This is a genomic window from Sphingopyxis indica (assembly GCF_900188185.1).
Classification (GTDB): Bacteria; Pseudomonadota; Alphaproteobacteria; order Sphingomonadales; family Sphingomonadaceae; genus Sphingopyxis; species Sphingopyxis indica.
Genome location: NZ_FZPA01000005.1, coordinates 14,096 through 35,911, shown reverse-complemented (window position 1 = coordinate 35,911; position 21,816 = coordinate 14,096). Strand labels below are relative to the sequence as shown.

The window sequence follows — 21,816 nt, the reverse complement described above, 5'->3', positions numbered from 1 at the left end:
TCAGACCTGCCGGAAATTGACGACGGCGTTCAGCACGAACATCGCGAGGCCCGCGAACAGGGATACGATCACCCGGGCGACGAGATAGTGGATCGGGGTCCACTGCAGCAGCGCGGCGAAAAGGATGACGGTAATCGCCAGCCCAAGGCCGGCGTTGATGAGGAAGATCAGATAGCCGGTGTGGATCTTGCGATCGGTCCCGCGAAAGATCCAGCTCCGCCCGAGCGCGTAGTGCAGGCTGTTCGAAACCAGAAATCCGATCGCGGCGGCGGGGACGGCCTTCATGCCGAAATGTTGGACGAGCACCCAGAGCAGGCCGAGGCCGATCAGGAAGACGAAGCTGCTCACGATGCTGTTGCGCACGAGCATCCGTCCGACGCGGCGGGTGAGCAGCCGTGCGGCGAGCCCGGGCCGGGCTGCGTCCGGAGCGAGGCGTGGAAAGTCGGGCTCCCCGTGCGCCGAACGGCCCGTCATGCGGCGGCGCGCGATCGCGGCGCCATTCTGTCGCCGTCCGGCTCGTGCGCGTCAGGCCAGTCGGTGCGGCGCGCGATCCAGGGGTTCAGGAACAGCGCCGGAAGCTTGATGAACAGAAGTTCGGAATGGATGAAGCCGTCGATGGCGCGTTCCCACCAGCGCGGCGTCCGCTTGCCATGGTCGCGCAGCCAGCCTTCATAGGGCGCCCAATGGCTTGGCTCGTCCTTGCGGATGATCTGGAAAATCCGGGTCAGGATCGGGTCGCCGCCAACGAATCGGTTGGCGAGCAGCGTTTCGACCTGACGGAATCCGCGGCGCTCGGTCAGCGCAATCACGCGGCAAAGGCGTTCGAACAATTCGTCGCGGTCGATGACCTCTTGCGTATCCAGCCGGTCGATCGGCGTTCGAAAAATGATTTCGACGAAGCGGTCGATATGCCCGAAGGTGCGATCGACATCGAGCGGCATCCACCCCTTTTGCTCGAACCAGCGCCGAAACATCATATAATGTTTGCGCTCGTCCCGGCGATGATCCTCGATTGCCGCGATCAATGCCCCGTCGCCGGGCGAACGCACCCGGACCGCCTCGATCACCCGGTCGATCGCGGTATAGCCGCGATGCTCGTTATAGACGTAGATCGATCCGAGAACGAGCAGATAGCGTTCGCGAAACCAGTCAAGCATATCCATCTCCCGCCCGACGGGCAGAATATCACTCCCGGCGGCGGTCGTCGAATGCCATGTCGCGGAGGTGCCCGATGGCACGGGCCGCCGAGGGTCGCGCGTCAAGACGCGTCAACGATCGCTTCGATATGAGCCTGCCCGCTATTTGTCCGGGGATTGTCGCGATCGGCCGCCCCGTTTGATGGCTTAGGGTCCAGATCCTTTCATAACGGGTTCGAGGCGTCGCTTCGGGATTTGACCGATCTCCGCCTTCGCGGGGACAGGCTTTCTCCATGGCGTCGTCGAAAAGTCTGGAAATATCGACATGCTTCTGCGCTTATTCTTCTCGCCAGCTTAACCCGAGGGAGAATGGCCATGCCCTATGTGACGACGAACGACGGCATCGAAATCTTCTATAAGGATTGGGGGCCGAAGGACGCGCAGCCGATCCACTTCCACCACGGCTGGCCGCTCAGCTCCGACGACTGGGACAACCAGATGCTGTTCTTTCTGGACAAAGGCTTCCGCGTCGTTGCGCACGACCGCCGCGGCCATGGGCGCTCGGCCCAGGTTAGCGACGGACACGATATGGACCATTATGCCGCCGACGCCTCGGCGGTCGCCGAGCATCTCGACCTCAGGAACGCGATTCATGTCGGTCACTCGACCGGCGGCGGGCAGGTTGCGCGCTATGTTGCGAGATACGGGCAGCCGCAGGGCCGCGTCGCCAAGGCGGTGCTGGTCAGCGCCGTGCCGCCCCTGATGGTCAAGACCCCCGGCAATCCCGACGGCACGCCGATCGAAGTGTTCGATGGCTTCCGTGCCGCGCTTGCCGCCAACCGTGCGCAATTCTTCCTCGATGTGCCGGCCGGTCCCTTTTACGGTTATAATCGCGACGGCGCCGAGCCCTCCGAAGGCGTGATCAGGAACTGGTGGCGTCAGGGCATGATGGGAAGTGCCAAGGCGCACTATGAAGGCATCAAGGCCTTCTCCGAAACCGACCAGACCGAAGATCTGAAGGCGATCACCGTGCCGACGCTGGTGTTGCAGGGCGACGACGATCAGGTCGTGCCGTACAAATGCGCGGCGATCATGCAGGACAAGCTGCTGCAGAACAGCGAACTCATCATCTATCCCGGCTTCTCGCACGGGATGCTGACGGTCAATGCCGGCGTCGTCAACGCCGATATCCTGAAGTTCATCCGGGGGTAGCAGCCGCGCGCGCCGAACGGACGAAGAGAATGATCGGGATCGCCGCGGCCGGCCAATCGGGATATTCGCGGCGCGCGCGGTCGTTTCTTTCAGGCCGAGGCGGAGAAGGCCGGCCGATAGCCCGGGTATTCCTGCCCGGACGGTCGCGCGACCAGATCCGGCTTTGCATGAGAATGCCCGTCGAGTTGGGCTATGTCGCAGCCGAGTTGCTGCACGCCGAGACCGGCATGTCCCGGGAAGCCATCCTGGCCGAAACGGCCGAAATGCAGAAAGCCGCTACGCTGGTGCTGACGCAGCCGCTCGCCGTTCAGGCACCGTCCGTTTGCGGCTCTTGGGCATTCACCGGAAACACCGATCTGCCGCTGCCCGACTGACGACCTTCATCGAAACCGCGATGCTGCGTGCGGTCTGGTGGAGGGCGCGTCCAGCGCCAAAACCGGCAAAGACAGGAAATGGCTCGCCGGTGCCAAGCTGAATCCTCACTGGGAGCTGGAGGTTCCACTACGCTACCGTCTCCGTAAGCACGCCAAGCTGCTCGATCGTTCGTTGCGGCACCCAGAGGCACTACGCCGGTCAAAGGAGAAACCGCCAACGTTGAAGGACCGAGCGATCGATTTGGCCAAGCAAAAGGGTATCGTTACGGCGGACGAGTTAAAAACTATCGGCATTTCGCGGCACTATTTAAGTCGCATGTGCGCGCTGGGCTTTCTGGAGCGGTATGGACCCTGCCAATATGGTCTGCCTAGGAAAGATGTCGCCTGACCTCAATAGACCTTCGGACCATCAGTGTGGCAGTGAAAACCCACTTCAGTGATGGCTCACCGCCCGCCGGCTTCATCAAATGGGTTCGCATTCTAGCCTATGCGCTTGCCCGTGCGCGAAGGGCTGTTCACAAGGCGCGGAATGGGAAGTGGAAGTAATGCCAAATCTCAAGGCTAGGCCATTCAATGAGGTGCTCGCAGAGACGCCTGAGCTGAAGGTCACTGGTGAGTGGCTGTGTCTCAACATCGATACCCGAACTGCGTGGCCTACGAAGCCGCAGACGTTCACTTTCGAAGGTCATCAGATTTGGGTGATGCCGCTTACCACGGAAAACTATCCGGGACTGGCGGCTATTAAGCCACCTGATATGGATCGTGATGAATGTCTCGCGCTTCTCCACCGTGCTTTGAGCGTCCTAGCGTGGCTTCAGGATACCGGCGCGGTGGTAGTCCACATGAGTGGAGGCAACCTACCCCATATGATGGGGATGCGCCAACCGTTCGGATACGCGATCCGTGATGATTTCGACTTGTCGGATCTGCCTGTGATCGGAAATGCGTCTGGCAAGCTTGCGTTGGCACTCATGCGCGAAGGCCGCGGATTAAATCACCCCGGATACTCGTTCCTGTCCTTCTTTCGAGCACTTGAAACAGCGATCCCGGACGGCAAAGCCCGGGGTGCTTGGATAACCGAAAACATTGATAGGGTTGACGGTCACCGCGCCAAAGAAGCGCTCGACAAGTTGAAGGCGACAGTTGAGGGCGACATTGGAAAGCACCTCAGGGAGTCGGGACGTCACGCAATTGCACACGCCCAAGCCGACCCGATCATCGATCCTGACGATCCCCGCGATGCTCGACGGCTGGAGGCAGAGCTGCCAATAATCGAGGCGCTAGCGGTGTTGGCGATCGAAGATCATCTTGGCATCCAGACGAGGCATAAGGCCTGGCAGGAGCATTTATATGAGCTGCGCGGCTGGAAAGGCGTTTTTCCCGCCTCTGTCATCGAAGCCAGTCTTGCTGCTGAGCCAGACGACATTCAAGCCAACATTGACCTGCCGCTGATCAACTTCCGACTCCGGCGTAGTGAGCCATTCCCACTGCTTGAAAGGATGGTGCCGGTACACCTTGGGCTAAATAACCAGCGAGTCGAACTCGTTTATCGAAGCGCTGATGGCCTCGCCGAGCTGATATTCTGGTTGAACTTCACGGAAGAGCGTCTCGAATTCGACCTGAATCGCAGCTTCAATCTATACGATGACGGTAGCGCCGCAGCCGCCCGGAATGGCAAAGAACGATGCCGCTTCATCTGGGATTATTTCGGCAACGGCGAGATCCAGATCTGGGATGCCGATACAGGCAAGCTCATCTCGCGGGTGGATGCATTCATTCCGGTTAACATGATTGCAAACTTGGACGGTCACATCGCCGAATTAGCGGCGTGGGACAAACTTATATCCGATCGAGAACAGGACGAGATCTCAGCCGAGAACCAGTAATAAATTAACTTCAACGATATTTTACGCTTTATTCCTTCCACAACACGGCATCTTCGCCGAACATCCTTGCATCCGCCACGATCGATGCGAACTGATCGGAGGCCGCGAACGCATCGAGATTGCCGAGGACATGCTTGTCCACCTTTGCCCGCTGCGTCGGGGACAGTGCGATCATTGCCTCGCTCGCGAGAGCAGCCTTTTCCCGAAAGAGATGTAGGAGTCCGGCAGGCACCACGAACTTGCCCGGCTTCAGTAGCCCGTGCTTGACGTGGACCTTGGTACCCTCCCACTTCCCCGGTCCTTTCTGAATGATGCCGAAGATGGTGAATCGCCCGAGCTTCGCGAACGTCATAAGCGAGCGGTCGGACCCGACGATATCAAGCGTAACAGCACCCGTCATGAAGCGATTCATGTTGGTCGGGAGATCAGGAACCGTTGTGTCCTCGATTAGGTCAAAGATGAGAAGATGCTGCTCAAACGCGCCAGGGTGCGGTGCCTCGTCGCGCAAAAAAGCGCGCCAGTGCGCCTCCGCTCGATCCATGAGCACCTGCTGCTCATCGGTATAGCTCGCATCCTTGTTGCGCCCCCGCGCGAAGCGCAGCACCCGCCACGACACCGACACGCAGAACTTCAGCAGCCAGCCGTCGTAAGGAATCCGATATGTCCCCGCCTGCCAGGGATGGAACACCTTCGTCGCGAATGCTGTCTCGTAGCGGCTAAACTGCGCTTCACAGCCCCCGCAAAGCCAAGGCAGTTTCAGGCCGTCCTGGACCCGACGGTTGGGGTTATCAGTTTGCCGGATATGCCCTGTGCCCGAGCGGCCGCGCAGCCAGCGATAGACGAATGCCGGCAGGACATGGCTTTCGTGCAGGCGCGCTTGCGTATCGCAGAAGGCGCATACTCCATTAGGTTCGGTCGCTGTCGCCACTGCTGTCATGCTTCCCTCTATCAGCGCGCTGCTGAATTCCCTTCTTATTGCTCACTACGATCGGAGTCTTTGCAACGCGTCATCTAGAGATGCGGCTTCTGTTATACGCAGGACTTCCTTCTCATAGGCATCGGACAGCGCCGTCCGAATTCCATGCGCTTTAGCGGCGATCAAATAGGTTATTCCATCCTTGCCAGTTTCAGCGCGCGTGACGCTTTCAATCGCCAGTCGAGCAAGTACCTCAGCGGTGACCGTGGTGATGTTCGAACGAAGATCAGTGTAGATGGCTTCTGCCCCATAAAAATGTGGCAGAACCTTCACGCGCACTCGGTCCGTTTGGTCAGGCTTTGGTTCTTTGTAGGTCTTTCCGGAGCCTACTTGATGGATTTCCCGCCGATAGAGCATGTCCGTCGCCCCTTCGATCGAGGCACTGACCAGGATAATACGTCCGCGAACTTTCGCGCCGCCGTTCTCGACGGGGATCAACGTGGGCGCACCGCCGCGACTGCCGCTGGACCTTGCAAACTCGATCGGAAAAGGGGTTTCCACATCCTCGACGATCCCGGTCTGGCATGCCACAATTTCCTTGCCGGGATCGGAAAGGAGGGATCCGTAAGCGAGGATACCGATCGGACCAGTCACTCTCGTTCATCCGTCGTATAACGTGTCGAACTTCCGGAACAGAGCGCCGTTGACGCGATCTACCCAATCAAGCTGCGCCTGCAGATTTTCGTCGTAGGCGTCGATCCGCTGAAGCCACAAGCGATAGGGACGGTTCGTGAAACGCAGGGTCGGCGACAGATATCGAACGTCGGCGGGGTGAGAGAACGGATAGGGCGCGAAGGTTCCATCGTCCTTTCTCGTCAGGCTCCAGTCCAGTGATTCATTCCAGGATCCATGCACGGATTCTGACATCATTCCGTAGGTGCAGGCATAGAGGTCGGCATGCTCGACTTCTGAAAAAATGGCGTGAAACGTCTTTCCCTGGATTTTCCAGCGATTCTTCTTCTGCGCATCGAAATCGTCGGGCCTAAGGCCTTCAAGTGCCAGCTTTTCCCGAACCGATTGGAGTAGCCGTTTCCCAGCCTTCGTATCGAAAAATGGCGATCCGGCCTCCATCTCCCGCAGAAGGCGCAATCTGTCCTTGTACGAGCACTTCCGATAGTCTTCGACTATGTCGGGCGTTGATCCCATCAGGAACGAGGCGGTGACAGCCGCCTCGATGAGAGGACGCTCAAGGACGCTGATGACCTCTGCATTGTCCTCCTCATAGTACCGGATGACTTCTTTCATGAGCTTCCAAACGCGGACAAGAAGGCCGAGAATCGGGGCATCGTCAATCGAGTAGCCGGTGGGGTTGCGTTCCGTGTTTTTGATGCGAGTGATGCAGTCGTATATTTCCGCTACATCCTTGTAAAAGGTCAACGCAAATCGATTCAGATCGTCAACGGTGCTAAAGCCGTTTTTGATATACTCGGCATCGTATTTTTCGGTGATCGCCTGAAGCTCTTCCATTGCGCGCGTCTATCGGCTTCGTCCTTTGAGCCTTTCAGCAAGACGCTCCAGGACAACTTCGTCTTCCGGAAGAAGGAAGAAATGCCGCGCGACATATTCGCCGCCGTATTCATCGCTGACGCGACGGGAATCGATATGCGCGACGACGATTGCGAGCGCCGGGTTGAAACGCCGCAATTCCCAGCCAAGGCCCTCATGCAATTTTGCCGGATCGATCGCCTCTTCGCCCGCTTCGACTGCGGCGAATATCAGGGCGATCAGTTCGCCGGCATCCGCATACGGGTCGGTGCCACATGCGACTGGATCGAACGTCGCAAACAAATCGGTAGTCGCAAAGGCGAACGGAATTCTGCGGCCGATTGCACCCGATGCCGTAACGAATCCCTCCGCCTCCAACTCCGCGACCGCCTTTTCTAGGGCGCGCTCGGTTGCATCAGGAAATGTCGCAACAATCTCTTCGCCTTCGGCCGTCGTATCTTGGGGATTCCCATTGGTCGATTTCTTCGCGAGCCATAGAGCGACCTGACGGGCCAGCTCGCTCAACCGCACGTCGAGGCTTTCCAACGTGGGAGGTTCCTTTGACGGATTGGTATGCGCAGGCGATGCCGCAAGAAGCGGCGGCAAATCCTGACCCACCGTAGGTGAAGGTGCACCAGCGAGCCAGGCATCCAGATCGTCAACGACCTTCTGGCACAAGGTGGCGAACTCCCGAATATCACTGGCAACCAGATGGACCGTCTCGCCCATCTTTGCTTCCTGCGCATGGTCCGCAAATTTGGGATCGATGACACCCAGGTTGTGCCCGATCACGTGGCGCTTTTGGATATTGAGTTCGAGCGTTGCCAGCTCCTCTGAAGTGAGATGCTGAAAAGGATCGACGCCAAGGTCGGCAAACCGCTTCTTGGCTTTCTCGATGTTCTGAAAGTCGTTCCTCGGTGGTTTGGAGGGTACGTTTCCCATGCCATGCAGATACACGGTCTTGAGCGTCGCCTCGAAGGCGGTGAGCACGTCCTCGTGTGCGTTGCCGAGCAAGCGATAGGCCAGTTCCTCGAGTCCATCCCCCTGCGCTTCGGCAAGATCGACCTGTGCCCCCACGAGCTTTCGCTCGCGCTCGAAATGAAGTCGCACGTTCGGCGCCCCACAATCCGGGCAGAAGAGCGCGATGGCGAAAACACCGTAGTCGCGTCCGCAATGATCGCAGACCAATTCCCGCAGGAGATCGCTGCGGACGAAATGCGGCTTCGGTTTGGGACGGCGTTTCGGGCCTGGCTTGAGCGAGACGAATTTGCTCGATGAGAATTTGCGCCCGAGATCCTTGAACATGCCGTCCACGAGCGCGAGCATGTCTTCCTCGGCCGCGTGCCTCACGGTGTCGATCCCGGCCTGCCGATCGTCAGGATGTGTAAACTCATCGTCGGCAGCAACTACGCCGCTGTACGGACAGACGGTCTGACTGGAACGCGGTTCGAGTTTCATGCGCGCGCGTGTCTCAGCTTTTACCTCGTAGTCAGCAACGACATCGCCGATCAGAAAATGCCGTGGATGTGCATTCTCGTTGGGCGAGTAGCGATATGTCCTGCCGGCGGGTGTGCGCGGAAGTGGAATGGCGAGGCTCATGTTGGAGTCCGTTCCACCCACCCGATAGCGTTCGAGATTTTTGAACTTCTTCATGAGACCCCTCCCAGAGATTTTGGACGAGAGGAAGAAATAAGGCAAGAACACAGAATGACGCGGGGACTTCTTCTGTAAATTGGAAGCTCGTCTTCATATATGCACTCGCAATGATTCCACCTCGCAAGCTCAACCACCTCTCACAACGTGCTTGCGCGTAGCAGCACGCACCCTGTATGACGTTTAGTCACGTCAGAAATGCGAGGTAGTCGTTGCCAAACCAGCCCCGTCGCCAACAGCGCGCTATTACGATCCGGTCCGAGCACGCGCTTGCCCGGCTCGCCCTTCTGACGCGGGACGGGCGTAGCCAGGCCCAGGTCATCGAGGAGGCGTTGGACCGGATGCCGCTGCCGCCCCAGGCGCGGTCTGCCAAGGAAATCATGGCTCGTGTCCGGGCGATAACGGCCCGCGGCAGGGGCCTTCCCCGTATGAGCATGGCCGAGTTCGATGAGCAGGAATATGACGAACGCGGTATGCCGCGATGATCGTGGACACGTCAGCGCTGGTCGCGATCCTTTATGAAGAAGATGGCGCCGACGATCTGCTCGCAGCGCTTGTAAGCGAACCCGCCCTTATGCCTGCGCCAGCGGTGTTGGAATTTCTGCGGGTCGCTGAGATGCGCTCACCTGATCTCGGCAAGATCGGTCGCGATCTGCTGAAGGAACTCTGCGGGAATGGGCTGGAGATTCTGCCCTTTGACGAGCGCCAGGCGCAGATCGCGGGAGATGCCAATGCCGCGTATGGCAAGGGAATGAAGGACGGCGGCGTGCTGAACTTGCTCGATCTCATGGTTTATGCTGCCGCGAAGGACCGGGACGAGCCTGTGCTTTGCACGGGGCGGGATTACGCCTCCGCCGATGTGGGTATTCACCCCGCGAGCCGCTCTTGGTAGGAAGAACGCGGTCCAGGACATTGTTACGTGGGCTGGCCGTCAGTTTTACGGCCCTGTCGTTTTTGCTGTGCGGCTATCCGGCCACGTCGGCTCGCGCCCAAGCGGATCGTTCGTCGGCATCGGTCTATACGTTCGACATTCCTGCGCAGCGCCTGGACCTCGCCTTGGCGCGGCTGTCATCGGTGAGCGGCGTACAGATGCTTTATGATAGCCGTTTGGCGGTGGGGCGTCGCTCCCGTCCCGTGGTCGGCCGCTATACGCTGCAAGAAGCGCTCGTGACGATGCTGGACGGAACGGGGCTGCGTGCGCGGTTCACTCAGGGCGGTTCGGTGGTCATCACGCCGTCCGCCACGCCGGACATGACGCTCGACATGCTGACGGTGCGTGCAACACCGCTGATCGGGCAATCCGAACCTGATGCAGCGGCGCTAGCCTATGTCAGCCTTGTGCAACGCGAGATCGTGGCGGCGATGAAATCTGACGCGGCCCTCTCGGGCGGCGACTATCGGATCAGTGTCAGGATGTGGGTCGATGGCGAAGGACGGGTGGAGAGATCGAACCTGATCCGGTCGTCGGGCGACGCATCGCGGGACCGGGCCTTCGACGCATTCCTGCTGGGCCTGCGGATCAGCGAGCCGCCACCCGAAGGCTTGCCCCAACCAATGCGCATCGAGTTCCAGGTCCGATGATGGCACAGGATGGATGAATGTCATCTAACCGTAACAGTTCAGCCCTTATTGGGCGCTAGCGTCCTGAACCTGAGGGATCGGGACTCTGCCGGACTTGCGCTTATCCGATGACGAGGAATGAGATAGTCGGCGGGGTCATTTCCTGCGCCTTGCACGCCGCATTGTTCGCGGCGCTTTTTTTGATGTCCGCACCGCAGCCAACCTCTGACAATCGCGGCGATGCGCGGCAGACGGTCCAGATTACGCTCGTATCTGGTGATGCGTTTCGGCGGGAGGCGAAGGTTGGGGAAGATGCGCCGGCCCCTGCGCGAGCCGCGTCAAGCCCGGAACAAACTCCGGTCTCGGAGGCGCCTTCGCAAGAGTCTTCCACGACCGAACCCGCCCATGAGGCTGGTGGCGGCTCGCCTCCGGGCGTTTTGGCGGCGTATCATTCGACGGCGGACTATTCGGCGTTCCGCAATCGCGTCCTCAACCATATCCGGCCCTATCAATATTACCCCGACGAAGCGCGGGCGGCGCGTCAGGGCGGCGTCGTCTATGTCGGCTTCGTCATGCTGCGCGACGGCACGGTGCGCGAGATCTGGGTAGAGGACAGTTCCGGCATTGCGGTGCTCGATGCCGCCGCGATGGACACCGTGCGCCGCGCGCAGCCCTTGCCCCTAATCCCGGCGAGCCTGCCCGAAGTCATGGATGTAATGCTTCCCATTGGCTTTACGGTGCCGGCTCGCGTGGGACAGAGCTAAGGGGCGCGAGATCGTGAGCGATGCATCGCGCCGCAACCTGCGCAATCCGATCCGCGATCGGTACGACTATTTCGTCTCGCGGCTGAGCTATCGACTGGGATCGCGCGACCTGGCCGACGAGGCGCTGCATGACGCTTTCGTCAGGCTGGACCGGGCCGAGCTTGCGGTCGAGATCAAGCAGCCCAGCTCCTATGTGCTGCGCATGGCGATGAACATCGCCGCCAATCGCCGCCGGCGCGAGACGCGGATGCTCAGCATGGAAGAGGTCGAGGCGATACTCGACATTCCGGATGACGCGGTCGATCCGGCGGCGGCGGCCGAGCAGCATTTCAATCGCAAGGCCGTCGCTGCTGCCATGGCGCGCCTGCCCGAGCGGCGACGCACGATGTTGGTGGCGATGTGGCTCGACGAAGTGCCGTCTGCGGAGCTGGCGACGCGTCATGGGGTTTCGGTGCGCACGGTGCAGCATGAGGTGCGGCTCGCGCTGGAGCAGCTCCGCGAAGAAATGGCCGCGCCGAAGGTAATTCCTTTGCGCGAAAGCGACCGGCGAATGTCATAGGAATGGGGACTCGGGCGCGTGGCAAGCGTTGCGAGAGACGATGGGGTGGATGATCGAGTGGAACGATGAGTTGATGGTGGACGAAGCGTTGATCCGAGAAGGTGACGCCTGGGTGTTGCTGATGACGTCGGGTGCGGCGACGCACGCCGATGCTGACGCCCTGCGCGCCTGGCGGCGGCGCAGTCCGGCCCATGAACAGGCGTTCCGGGAAGCGGTGCGGCTGCGTGATGCGGTGCGCGCGGTCGCGGCGGCGGAACGCGCCGGGCCGGAGCCATCGGTCATATCCCTCTCGGCGCATCGGAAGCCTCGTCAGACCGGCCTCGACCGCCGCGCACTGCTAACCGGCGCCGTTGCGGCGTCGGCTGCGGGCGTCGCCGTGTTCGCCGGAGGGCGAATGGCGAGTATCTGGGGATTGGAGCCGGCGGACTTCGCTACGGCAAAGGGCGAGCGTCGCACGATAGCGCTGGCCGATGGGGTGTCGGCCGAACTCAATACCATGACGCGGATGGCGCGCCGGCCCGAGGTTGGAGCGAACGGCGTGGAACTGCTGGACGGCGAGGTACTCCTCGCTGCAGCACTCCCGGCGGACGCCGCGCCGCTCGTGGCCTTGGCGGCGGACGGGCGTGCGATCGCCCGGCAAGCGCGCTTCGTTCTGCGCTGCGACGATGCCGATGTGTCGGTGACCTGTCTTTCCGGCGAAGTGCTGGTCGAGGTCGGCGCCGAGCGCCATCGGGTCGGCGCCGAGCAGCGGCTGAGCTATTCGGGTTCGACCATCCACACGCTCGAGAGGGTGGATACGGATGTGGCGACGGCCTGGCGGCGCGGCGAGCTGGTGTTCCGCCAGGAACCGCTGCGCAATGTCATTGCCGAGGTGAATCGCTATCGTCCCGGGCGCATTGTTATCGCCAGTGCGGCTCTGCGCGAGCGGCGCATCAACGGCACCTTCTTCCTCGGCCAGCTCGATGAAGTCATCGAGCAGGTTCGGGCGGGTCTTGGCGCGCGTGTGACGCGTCTTCCAGGAGACGTGGTCGTGTTGGCCTGAGCGGCGGGTCGTCGACGCTGAATCTTTTTTTGCGTCGGCCCTTCGCTCGTGTGTCTCCAGAATAGAGGAGACGACAATGGGCGCTTTGGCGACCGCACCATCGATATCACCGCCGCAGGCGGTTTCGTCCGCGCCGCGCCCCTGGCCGGCGCCGGTGCGCGGTGCGGTGGGCACGCCTTGCGCGCGGCTTGATCTGCACCGGACGCCTCCTGCTGTCGTATCGATTCCGGCGGAAGATGACTGGCTGATCGTGGTGGCGCCGCTGCGGCACCCCATCCGGGTCAGCAGCGATCAGGCGTCGGTGCCGGTGACGCCCGGGCGCGGCCTCGTGGTGCAGTCGGCAAATGTGGAGCTGCGCACACCGCATGGCGCCGAAGTCGCGTTGCTGCGTTTGCCGCGCTCACGGTTTCAGGGATGGCTTTGCGCGCACTATTCGAGACCCCGCCGCCTAGCCCGCGCTTTGACGGGTCTGGACGATGTTCGCGCGGTCCTGGCGTCGGCCGACTGCATACTGGGCCGCGATCTTCAGGATGGTGTGTTAGTCGCACCCGATGACGGCGATGCGGCATGCGAAGCGCTTGTCGCCACGCTCGACCGGATCGGCGAGACCGGCATATGGCGGTCGGCGCCGGCGCTTGAGCGAGCCGTCGACTACATCCTGCACCAATTCCAGGGCGATTGCGCACCCGAGACCGTCGCCGATCGTGCGGGCATGACGCTCAAGACGCTGCAGCGGCAGGCTCAGGACGTGCTTGGCACCTCCCTGGCCGCTTTCGTCCGCGACGTGCGACTGACGGCCGCCCGCCGCGCGCTGGTGAGCGGCACGGAGAGCCGGTCGATCGACGATCTGGCGCGCGCCTTCGGGTTTGTCGGTGGCTCGGCCTTCGCACGGGCTTACGGTCGTCGCTTCGGAGAGACGCCGACGCGGGAGCGTGCCCTGGCGGTGCACAGCGCCCGATAACGCGGCGCAAAGATTTCACTGAGCGATCGGCCCTTCAAATGGAACGGGTCGAGAATACTCCTGCGCTCTAAATAAATAAATCTCCGATGTGATTCGCTGATGTCGCGCAAACTGCGAAATCAAGATTAACAGCGATTCCGTGATCCTTGCTCATTGAATTGCCGATAAGCTTCATACAACTGCAACACTGCCGTTCCCTGTGGAGCAAAATGCATCACTGGCACTGCCAACTCTGATCCTTAACTTGACCCAACTTTTCCCGCCTCGCTAATCGGCGCGGCGAGAGAGGACGTTCATCCTTCACCCGGTCGGGGCGGGATGGCGTCCTTCGTCTGTCGCGAACGCGACGGGTCTGGCGATGCAGTGAATTTGGCGGGGGCTTGATGAGTAGAAGCAAAGAACGGCGCGGCGTCACGGGTACGTCCGGCAAGATGCGTATGACGCGTCTGGCGACGACCGCGCTGATCGGCCTGTTCGCCTTCCCGGCGTTCGCCCAGGAGGCGGCCGAACCGGCAGTGACGTTCGACATCCGCGCCTTCCAGGTGCGCGGCAATGAGGTGTTGCCGCCCGAGGTGGTCGAGCGCGCGGTTTATCCGCATATGGGGCCCGACCGCACCGAGGCCGATGTCGAGGCGGCGCGTGCCGCCTTGCAGCAGGCATTCGAGGATGCCGGCTATATCGCCGTCTCAGTATTCATTCCCGAACAGTCGGTGGATGGCGGGATTCTCCAGCTGGAGGTGCAGCCGCAGACGATCGGCCAAGTGCTGGTGGAAGGCGCGCGCGATGCCGACGCGGTTCGCGCGGAGGCACCGTCACTGACGCCGGGGACGACGCCGAACCTGCCCGAGTTCCAGCGCGACGTGGTGGCGCTCAACCAGAACCCGAGCCGGCGCGTGACGCCGGAACTGCGCGCAGGCGAAGCGCCGGGTACGCTCGATGTGGTGCTGACGGTCGAGGAAAGCTCGCCGTTCCATGCTTCGGCCGAGATCAACAATTTCAATTCGGCGGCAACAACCGACCTGCGGGTCGCAGGCACCCTGCGCTACGACAATATGTGGGGGCGCGGCGACAGCCTGTCGATCTCAGCGCAGACCGCGCCCGAACGTACCGATGACGGCACGGTGATCTCGGGCAATTATCTCATGCGCCTCGGCACGGGCACGCAGCTCCTGCTCTATGGCGTGCATTCGGACAGCGATATCGCGGTTGTCGGCGGCACCAATGTCATCGGCCGCGGCAATATGGCCGGTGTGCGCCTGATCCGTTCGCTGGGATCGAGCGACGGCTTCTATCATTCGCTGACGCTCGGCATGGACTGGAAGGATTTCGAGGAGGATGTGCTCCTCGGCTCAGACCGGGCCTCGGCGCCGATCGAATATTTTCCGATCACGGCGAGCTGGCGCGGCGACTGGAACACGGACCGCACGCGCAGCGATATCACGCTTTCGACCGTCTTCGGCATCCGCGGACTTGGCGATGGCTGGCGGCGTTTCGACGACAAGCGTTACAATGCGCGGGCGAGCTTCTTCACCGTTAAGCTCGATGCGAGCCACACTGAAGATGTGATGGCGGGCTTGCAGTTCCATTCCAATGTCACCGGCCAGTGGTCGCCCGATCCGTTGATCTCGAACGAAGGCTTCTCGCTCGGCGGGATGTCGAGCGTGCGCGGCTATTACGAGACCGAGCACATCGCCGACTATGGCTTCGCCATCCAGACGGAACTGCGCTCGCCGGATTTCGGGCCGAGCCTTGGCGGGCCAATCGATGAGCTGCGCCTGCACGCTTTCTGGGATTCCGGGCTTGGCGGAATTCACGATCCGCTGAGCGGCCAGGACGATGACTTCGGCCTGTCCAGCGTCGGCCTCGGCGGGCGCATCAAGCTCTTCCGCTACTTCAACGGCGCCGTCGATGTCGGCGTCCCGCTCGTGTCCGGCTCCGAGAGCGAGTCCGGCGAAATCTTCACCCGCTTCCGCATCTGGGGGGAATTCTAAATGTCACTCTTCACACGTCTCAAAAGGACCGTGGTCGGGGGCGCGATGGCGCTTGCGGCGACGGTCGGGTTCGCTTCGCCGGCCATGGCCTGGTGGGACAGCGAGTTCGCCTATCGCACGCGCATCAATATCGACACGCAAGCCGCGGGGGTCACCGGCGAGGTCATGCGCGCGCCGGTGCTGGTGCGGCTGCATACCGGCAATTTCAACTTCGCCGATGTGAAGGCGGACGCCTCGGACCTGCGTTTCGTCGCGGGCGACGATCGCACGCCGCTCACCTTCCACATCGAGAAGTGGAGTCCGGCCGAAGAACAGGCGCTGGTCTGGGTCGATGTGCAGAACATCCAGCCCGGCCAGGCAGCGGCGATCTATGCCTATTACGGTAACGAGGAAGCCCAGGCGGCGCAGGACGTGGCCGGCACCTTCGGTCCCGATTACCGCGCGGTCTATCACTTCGACAACGAGGGAGCCCCTCGGGATGCGACCGCGGGCGGCAACAACGCCAGTGGCGGTGAGGCGCGGAATGCGGGCGGGCTGATCGGCAACAGCCTGCTGCTGGACGGCACGGCGCCGGTCACGCTGCCTGCGTCCGCCTTTGGCAGCGGTCCGCTGTCGGTCAGCTTCTGGGTCAAGCCTGAGAGCGACGGGACGCTCTTTGCGCTACCGGGTGCGGCGAGCCTGATCCTCGAAGGCGGCCAGCTGTTCATCGAGCAGGACGGCGAGCGCTCGCCCGGTTCTCCGCTGGAGACGGGAAGTTATGCCCATGTCGCGCTGGTCAACGACGGCCAGGCGACGCGGCTGTTCATCGGCGGGCAGCCCGCCGGCGAAGTTCCCGGCGCGCTCGGTGCTCCGAGCGGGCCGGCCCAGCTCGGCCTCGGCTTTGCCGGCGAGATCGACGAGCTACGGGTCGCGGGCGCCGCGCTGCCGGTGGCGGCGTTCCAGCTTGCCGCGGCCTCCGAAGGCCAGGGCGCGCGCCTGCTGATGGCGGATACCGCCGAGCAGGTCTCGACCGGCGGCGGCCATGGCTATTGGGGCCTCTTGTTCTCCTCGCTGATGTTCGACGCCTGGGTGGTCATCATCATCTGCGCGTTCATGCTGGTTATCGCCATTGCGATCATGATCAGCAAGGGCCTGCTGATCAGCCGGGTGCGCCAGGCGAACGAGGCGTTCCTCGATGCTTATGGGCAGATATCGCGCCGCGCGGGCGATCATAACGGGTTGCCGGCTTTCGATGCCGGTCCCAAGGCGCAGGGTTCGACGCTGGCGCGCCTCTACCGGATCGGTAATCGCGAGCTGACCGAGCGCTTGCAGGAAGGGCGCGCGTCGCAATCGCGCTTTGCCCTGCGCGCCAACTCGGTCGCGGCGATCCGCTCGGCGCTTGATGCCGGCCGGGTGCGCGAGGGGCAGAAGCTCCATGCCCGCCTGGTGCTGCTGACCATCGCCATCTCCGGCGGTCCGTTCATCGGCCTTCTGGGCACGGTAATGGGCGTGATGATCACCTTCGCCTCGGTGGCGATGGCAGGCGAGGTCAACATCAGCGCGATTGCACCGGGCATGGCGGCGGCGCTGCTGGCGACGGTTGCGGGCCTTGCGGTCGCGATCCCAGCGCTGTTCGGCTACAACTACCTGCTCTCCCGCATCGAAGAGATCACGGCCGACCATGAGATTTTCGTGGACGAGTTGGAGAAGCGCATCGCCGAGACGTGGCAGGACGTTCCCGCCGCGCAGGCCGCTTGAGCCTTCAAGAATAGGAGGCTGAGCCATGGCTATGCAGGTCGGGGGCAAGAAGCCCTACAACGAGATCAACATCACCCCGTTCGTGGACGTGGTGCTGGTGCTTCTCATCATCTTCATCCTGATGACCACGGCGGCGGTTCAGGGGATCAGGGTCGATCTTCCCACCGCCTCCTCGGCCCAGGTGCTCGAAGCGCAGAAGTCGCGGGTGATCGCGGTCAGCAATGACGGGACGGTGTCGATCGACGCCATTCCGGTCTCGCTCTCCGAACTGGAGAGTGAACTGCGGCGCAGCATTGCCACCACGCCTGACCTCGCGGTGATCCTGCGCGGCGACCGTGCGGTGCAATACGATCGCATCATGCAGGTGCTCGACATCTGCTCGAAGGTCGGGGTGCCCAGCCTCGGCATGGCCTCCACGCGCCCGCCGGGCGGAGCCTGAGGGGAGAGGTGATGATCCATGCGACTTCGCATCTTGCGCCTTCTCGACCGAGCAAGAGACAGGCGGCCGGTAGTGCGCATTACGCGCTCCAGCTATCACAGGCGGCGCAGCCCCTGGCGGTTAATGCTGCTCCTCGCGCTATGCGTTCTCCTGATCGCCGTGCTGCTGGCGTGGTGGCAATCGTCGCGGGAAACGCCGTCCGGGCGGATAACCGAGAACTCGGCGAGATCAGCTCAACCAGCCCCCGAAGTGGAGGCGCTGCCGGTGCGGCTCGCAATCTCCTGGATGGCGATGCCGAGCACCGGGCCTCGAACTCTCGGCAAGGGAGGCGATCATGGCCACTAGCGCGCTGATTGCTCCCGGCGGACCCAATGGGCCTGATCGGGGCCGCAGGCAGTCTCCGCTCACCTTCGGCCGTATTCTGGTCGTAGTAGGGGTCGGCCTCGTCCTGGTTCTGGTCTGGAGCTTCTGGCCGAGCGAGACGATCACCGAGCGGCCCAATGAGAGGAAGACGACGACGGTGGTTCTGCCGCCTCCGCCGCCCCCTCCACCGCCGCCCGAGCCGCAGCAGGTCGAGCAGCCACCCGAACCGACCGTGGCCCCGCCGATCGAGCAGCCGATGGATACGCCGCCGCCCGAGGCGAGCAGCGATCCGACGCCGGGCGACAATGCGCTGACAGCACGCGAGGGTGCCGGTCCGTCGAACTACGGCCTTGCGGCAGGCGATGGTGGCGGCACGCGGATCGGTGGACGGCCCGGCGGCGGCGGCGATGCCTTCGCAGCCTACGCTACTGTGGCGCTCAACGGCATTCGCCAGGCGGCCCAGTCCGACCGCGATCTGTCACGCGGCCGCTATAGCGTCCAGCTCGCGGTCACTGTCGGTCCTGATGGGCGCATCACCAATGTCCGCGTCATCGGCGGCGGCGATGACCGCCGCAACCGGCGGCTGCGCGAAGTGCTGACCGGCCTGCAACTCTCTCAGCGTCCGCCCGCCGGCCTGCCGGTGATGCGGATCGAACTCAACGCCCGGAGCGGAGCATGAGCGACGCGACCCACAAACAACGCCGGGAGCCTGATGCATGTCCGCTCAGCACCCAGCGACCACACTCTCGAAGGGGATAATCATGAACCGCCTTTCCAAATCGTCCAGTCGGCTCAAGGCCATGCTGATGGCCTGCGCGTCCGGCGCCGTGCTGATCGCTTCGCCCGCGGCGGCACAGGAACGCCGTGTCGACGGCGAGAAGATCCTCGAACTGCTCGTCGCGCGCGGCGTGATCAGTCAGGATGACGCCGATACGATCATCAGCCAGGCCGAAGTGGTCGAGCCGGCGCCGCAACAGGCGCAGGCTCCGTCGCAGCCGCCGGTCCCGCCCGGCGGCGTCGCGGCCGATGGCACCCAGACCATTCCTTATGTGCCGCAAGTGGTGCGCGATCAGATCAAGGAAGAGCTGCGCGAGGAACTGGGACAACAGGCCCAGGCCGAAGGCTGGTCGCGCCCCGGCGAGACGCCGGAATGGACCCGGCGCATCTCGCTCTATGGTGATGTTCGCGCCCGCTACGAGGGCATTTTCATGGATGACGGCAATGCCGACATCTTCGAGGATTTCGGTGCGATCAATCGCGGCGATCCGCAGAACATCAACGATTCCGATCCCGCATACATCCCGCCGCCCTTCCTCAACACGCTTGAGGATCGCAATCGCTTCCAGCTCCGCGCGCGGCTCGGCCTCAAGGCGCAGATCGCCGATTGGGTCTCGGCCGATGTGCGTATCGCGACCGGCAATGAGCGCTCACCCGTCTCGACCAATCAGACGATGGGAACCTTCGGCGGCGGCGGTTATGAAATCTGGCTCGACCGCGCATCGATCCAACTGACCCCGACCGAAAGCACGGCGATCGACATCGGCCGGTTCAGCAATCCCTTCTGGACCTCCGAGCTATTGTTCGACCAAGACATGAACTTCGACGGCATCGCCGTGTCGGGACGCGGCAATGTCGGCGACAGCTTCGCGCTGTTCGGCACGGCGGGCGCTTTCCCGGTGTTCAACACCGATCTCAACTTCGGCTCGCGCAATGCGCCCGAAGGGACGGGCGGCCCTTATGAAAGCCAGGACAAATATCTGTTCGCGGCCCAGGCCGGCTTCGAATTCCGCCCCACCAACGAGATCAATCTTCGCCTTGCGGGCGGCTATTTCCACTTCGACAATGTCGAGGGACAGGTCTCGAACCCCTGCTACTGGTATGAGCTGACCTGCTCGACCGACGCCTCGCGCCCGGCCTTCCAGCAGTTCGGCAACACCATGTTCCCGATCCGCGATGTTATCTATGAGGGCGCGCCCGATCCCACACTGCTGCCCGAGAACCAGTATTTCGGGCTGGCGTCGAAGTTCGAGATCCTCAACATCCACGGCGCGCTCGAATATCGGCCGTCGGACCGCTTCGGCGTCCGGCTCGAAGGCGACTTCGTCAAGAATCTGGGCTGGGACCGCGACGTGCTGACGGCGCGCGCGGTCAACAATCTCGGTCCGCAGATCACCATCCCCGATCCCGACAACGCCAATGGCACCATCACGGTGGACGGCCCCTATGCGGGCGGCGATACCGGCTGGCACGTCCGGCTTGCGATCGGGTCGGCGCTCGATGCCGGCCAGGGCAATGTCACCGGGGCACGCGCGGGCGATTGGAACGCCTGGCTGAGCTACCGCCATCTGGAATCCGATGCGGTGCTCGACGCCTTTGCGGACAGCGATTTCCACATCGGCGGGACTAACGCCAAGGGCTGGCAGATCGGCGGCAATTACGCGATCGCGCCCAATCTCCTGTTCGGCGCACGCTGGATGTCGGCCGAGGAAATCGCCGATGCGCCGTTCTCGGTCGATCGCGGCTTCGTCGATCTGCTGACGCGGTTCTGAGGCCGATGTCGACCGCGACGCTCCTTATCCTCTCGGCCCGTCTGCGCGGACATGCCCGCGCGGACAGGCGTCGTGGCCCGGCTCCGTCCGTCCCCCTCATTGGGCGGAGCCGGGTCGCCATGGGAGCGTGGGCGTCGCAATATTTGCAGAATATCTCTAGCCTTCGGTTCCGGCCTGGCCGAACCGGAACCGGTCCGCTCCGTGATGCCCTTCCCGGACGGACCGCATGGCAGGCCGGTTCGTGCGCGGAACGCGACCCTCGCGCCCGAGCCGGCCTGCCCGGCCGCCAGACCGTGCGGCCCGCCGCGACGATGCAAGGCTCCTTGCCGCGAGCAGAGGAGCACCGGCATGCCGCCGATGCATGCGGTTCTGCCGCCAAGCCTCCACTGGCCTGCGCGGGTGCGCGCTTCCCCTTTGCACGCACCCGCGACCTTTTGGCTTGGCTGAACGAGTCAGTTTCTATCGGACAGATGTTCGTCACGCTTTGCCAGGCGGCAAAGCGGCAGGCCGGTGCGGGGCTTGTAAAACTCCCGCAAGCTGCCCGCTCCGGCCTGCTAGCACTGGTAACGCTGTCCCTGGGCGGCAGCGGCGCCTGGGCGCAGGAAACCCCGTCCGAACGGTCCGCGCCTGACGAGACTTCCGATGCCGCCACGGCAGAGATCCAAGACCCGGTGCGGATTGGGGGCGACACGACGCCGCAACCTTGTGTCCAAGTGGATGTCGGCGGCTATCGTGCCGGCCATCTCGACTGCGCGAGCCAGCGGCTCGAGGCGGCGGCACGCATCGCGCAGGCGCAAGCGCGCTCGGCGATCGAGACGCCCGTCATCGATGCGACCTCGCCCGATGTGCAGACCGGCGTCGCCAACCAGACCGCGACCCGGCTGCGTATGGGCAATGCGCTCGGCAACTCGGTTCATCCGCAGCGGCCGAACCGTCCGGCGCCGATGCCGCGCGGAGGGTTCCGGCCATGAAATCCAGGCGGAGCCCTCTCTCCGAATTCCTTCGCGAGCAAACCGAATGCCGCGCGCGCTCGACGGCGCCGCCGCGGCTCGGCCGCTTCGCTTGTCCCTTTCCCGACGCCGCGATTCCGGTCGCCGTCACCCCGTTTGAACAGAATGCGGCCGCACCT

The 21,816-nt window shown here is 62.8% G+C and carries 22 protein-coding genes; 16 read left to right on the top strand and 6 right to left on the bottom strand.

Annotation, left to right across the window (positions count from 1 at the left end; all coding sequences use genetic code 11):
- Both CHB69_RS08485 and CHB69_RS08480 read right to left on the bottom strand, forming a co-directional pair.
- Positions 1 to 474 (bottom strand): GtrA family protein, encoded by a 474-nt coding sequence (locus CHB69_RS08485; protein ID WP_089215584.1) that lies wholly within the window; start codon positions 472 to 474, stop codon positions 1 to 3.
- Positions 471 to 1,157: a hypothetical protein gene (locus CHB69_RS08480; protein ID WP_089215732.1), complete on the bottom strand. Its 687-nt coding sequence runs from the start codon at positions 1,155 to 1,157 to the stop codon at positions 471 to 473. Before CHB69_RS08480 ends, CHB69_RS08485 begins: the two co-directional genes overlap by 4 nt.
- A 354-nt stretch (positions 1,158 to 1,511) precedes the next feature.
- Between CHB69_RS08480 and CHB69_RS08475 the strand changes: the two genes are divergently transcribed.
- From CHB69_RS08475 to mauJ, 4 genes are all read left to right on the top strand, one after another.
- Positions 1,512 to 2,348 (top strand): alpha/beta fold hydrolase, encoded by an 837-nt coding sequence (locus tag CHB69_RS08475; RefSeq protein ID WP_089215731.1) that lies wholly within the window; start codon positions 1,512 to 1,514, stop codon positions 2,346 to 2,348.
- Positions 2,349 to 2,377: 29 nt separating this feature from the next.
- On the top strand, positions 2,378 to 2,722 hold the full coding sequence (locus tag CHB69_RS19685) for a hypothetical protein (RefSeq protein ID WP_141133946.1): 345 nt from the start codon (positions 2,378 to 2,380) through the stop codon (positions 2,720 to 2,722).
- A gap of 37 nt (positions 2,723 to 2,759) precedes the next feature.
- A complete protein-coding gene (locus CHB69_RS20765; RefSeq protein ID WP_141133945.1) occupies positions 2,760 to 3,110 on the top strand; it encodes a type IV toxin-antitoxin system AbiEi family antitoxin domain-containing protein in 351 nt (116 codons plus the stop codon).
- 157 nt (positions 3,111 to 3,267) lie between these two features.
- Positions 3,268 to 4,608: a methylamine utilization protein MauJ gene (gene mauJ, locus CHB69_RS08465; RefSeq protein ID WP_141133944.1), complete on the top strand. Its 1,341-nt coding sequence runs from the start codon at positions 3,268 to 3,270 to the stop codon at positions 4,606 to 4,608.
- A gap of 28 nt (positions 4,609 to 4,636) precedes the next feature.
- Here the strand turns inward: mauJ and CHB69_RS08460 are convergent, their stop codons facing one another.
- From CHB69_RS08460 to CHB69_RS08445, 4 genes are read right to left on the bottom strand one after another with little or no spacing between them, the layout of a single operon-like run.
- On the bottom strand, positions 4,637 to 5,545 hold the full coding sequence (locus tag CHB69_RS08460; protein ID WP_089215581.1) for a hypothetical protein: 909 nt from the start codon (positions 5,543 to 5,545) through the stop codon (positions 4,637 to 4,639).
- A gap of 45 nt (positions 5,546 to 5,590) precedes the next feature.
- A complete protein-coding gene (locus tag CHB69_RS08455; protein WP_141133943.1) occupies positions 5,591 to 6,178 on the bottom strand; it encodes a hypothetical protein in 588 nt (195 codons plus the stop codon).
- A 6-nt stretch (positions 6,179 to 6,184) separates the two neighbouring features.
- Entirely contained in the window at positions 6,185 to 7,051 is an 867-nt protein-coding gene (locus CHB69_RS08450) for a DUF5677 domain-containing protein (protein ID WP_089215579.1), read from the bottom strand.
- Positions 7,052 to 7,060: 9 nt separating this feature from the next.
- Positions 7,061 to 8,722: a hypothetical protein gene (locus CHB69_RS08445; protein WP_089215578.1), complete on the bottom strand. Its 1,662-nt coding sequence runs from the start codon at positions 8,720 to 8,722 to the stop codon at positions 7,061 to 7,063.
- Positions 8,723 to 9,203: 481 nt separating this feature from the next.
- Here CHB69_RS08445 and CHB69_RS08435 point away from each other — a divergent pair, with 481 nt between their 5' ends.
- From CHB69_RS08435 to CHB69_RS19675, 12 genes are all read left to right on the top strand, one after another.
- On the top strand, positions 9,204 to 9,614 hold the full coding sequence (locus CHB69_RS08435) for a type II toxin-antitoxin system VapC family toxin (protein WP_089215576.1): 411 nt from the start codon (positions 9,204 to 9,206) through the stop codon (positions 9,612 to 9,614).
- Between the two features lie 20 nt (positions 9,615 to 9,634).
- Positions 9,635 to 10,303 carry a secretin and TonB N-terminal domain-containing protein gene (locus tag CHB69_RS08430; protein ID WP_141133942.1) on the top strand — a complete coding sequence of 223 codons (669 nt, stop codon included), beginning with the start codon at positions 9,635 to 9,637 and terminating at the stop codon, positions 10,301 to 10,303.
- 107 nt (positions 10,304 to 10,410) lie between these two features.
- The gene (locus CHB69_RS08425; protein ID WP_089215574.1) at positions 10,411 to 11,046 is read left to right on the top strand and encodes an energy transducer TonB family protein; all 636 of its coding nucleotides are present in this window, start codon (positions 10,411 to 10,413) and stop codon (positions 11,044 to 11,046) included.
- A gap of 13 nt (positions 11,047 to 11,059) precedes the next feature.
- Complete coding sequence (locus CHB69_RS08420; RefSeq protein WP_170935488.1) at positions 11,060 to 11,605, top strand: RNA polymerase sigma factor; 546 nt, start codon at positions 11,060 to 11,062, stop codon at positions 11,603 to 11,605.
- Positions 11,606 to 11,654: 49 nt separating this feature from the next.
- Complete coding sequence (locus tag CHB69_RS08415; protein ID WP_170935487.1) at positions 11,655 to 12,647, top strand: FecR family protein; 993 nt, start codon at positions 11,655 to 11,657, stop codon at positions 12,645 to 12,647.
- 76 nt (positions 12,648 to 12,723) lie between these two features.
- Complete coding sequence (locus tag CHB69_RS08410) at positions 12,724 to 13,608, top strand: AraC family transcriptional regulator (protein WP_089215571.1); 885 nt, start codon at positions 12,724 to 12,726, stop codon at positions 13,606 to 13,608.
- Between the two features lie 383 nt (positions 13,609 to 13,991).
- Positions 13,992 to 15,599, top strand: coding sequence for a ShlB/FhaC/HecB family hemolysin secretion/activation protein (locus CHB69_RS08405; protein WP_245836636.1), 1,608 nt, complete (start codon positions 13,992 to 13,994; stop codon positions 15,597 to 15,599).
- Entirely contained in the window at positions 15,600 to 17,336 is a 1,737-nt protein-coding gene (locus CHB69_RS08400) for a DUF2341 domain-containing protein (protein ID WP_089215569.1), read from the top strand. It abuts the gene before it with no gap.
- 25 nt (positions 17,337 to 17,361) lie between these two features.
- Complete coding sequence (locus CHB69_RS08395) at positions 17,362 to 17,775, top strand: ExbD/TolR family protein (protein WP_089215568.1); 414 nt, start codon at positions 17,362 to 17,364, stop codon at positions 17,773 to 17,775.
- Positions 17,776 to 18,109: 334 nt separating this feature from the next.
- On the top strand, positions 18,110 to 18,817 hold the full coding sequence (locus CHB69_RS08390; protein WP_089215567.1) for a TonB-dependent receptor: 708 nt from the start codon (positions 18,110 to 18,112) through the stop codon (positions 18,815 to 18,817).
- Between the two features lie 82 nt (positions 18,818 to 18,899).
- Positions 18,900 to 20,687, top strand: coding sequence for a putative porin (locus CHB69_RS08385; RefSeq protein ID WP_212541905.1), 1,788 nt, complete (start codon positions 18,900 to 18,902; stop codon positions 20,685 to 20,687).
- Positions 20,688 to 20,998: 311 nt separating this feature from the next.
- On the top strand, positions 20,999 to 21,658 hold the full coding sequence (locus tag CHB69_RS19675) for a hypothetical protein (RefSeq protein WP_170935486.1): 660 nt from the start codon (positions 20,999 to 21,001) through the stop codon (positions 21,656 to 21,658).
- Positions 21,659 to 21,816 lie beyond the last annotated feature (158 nt).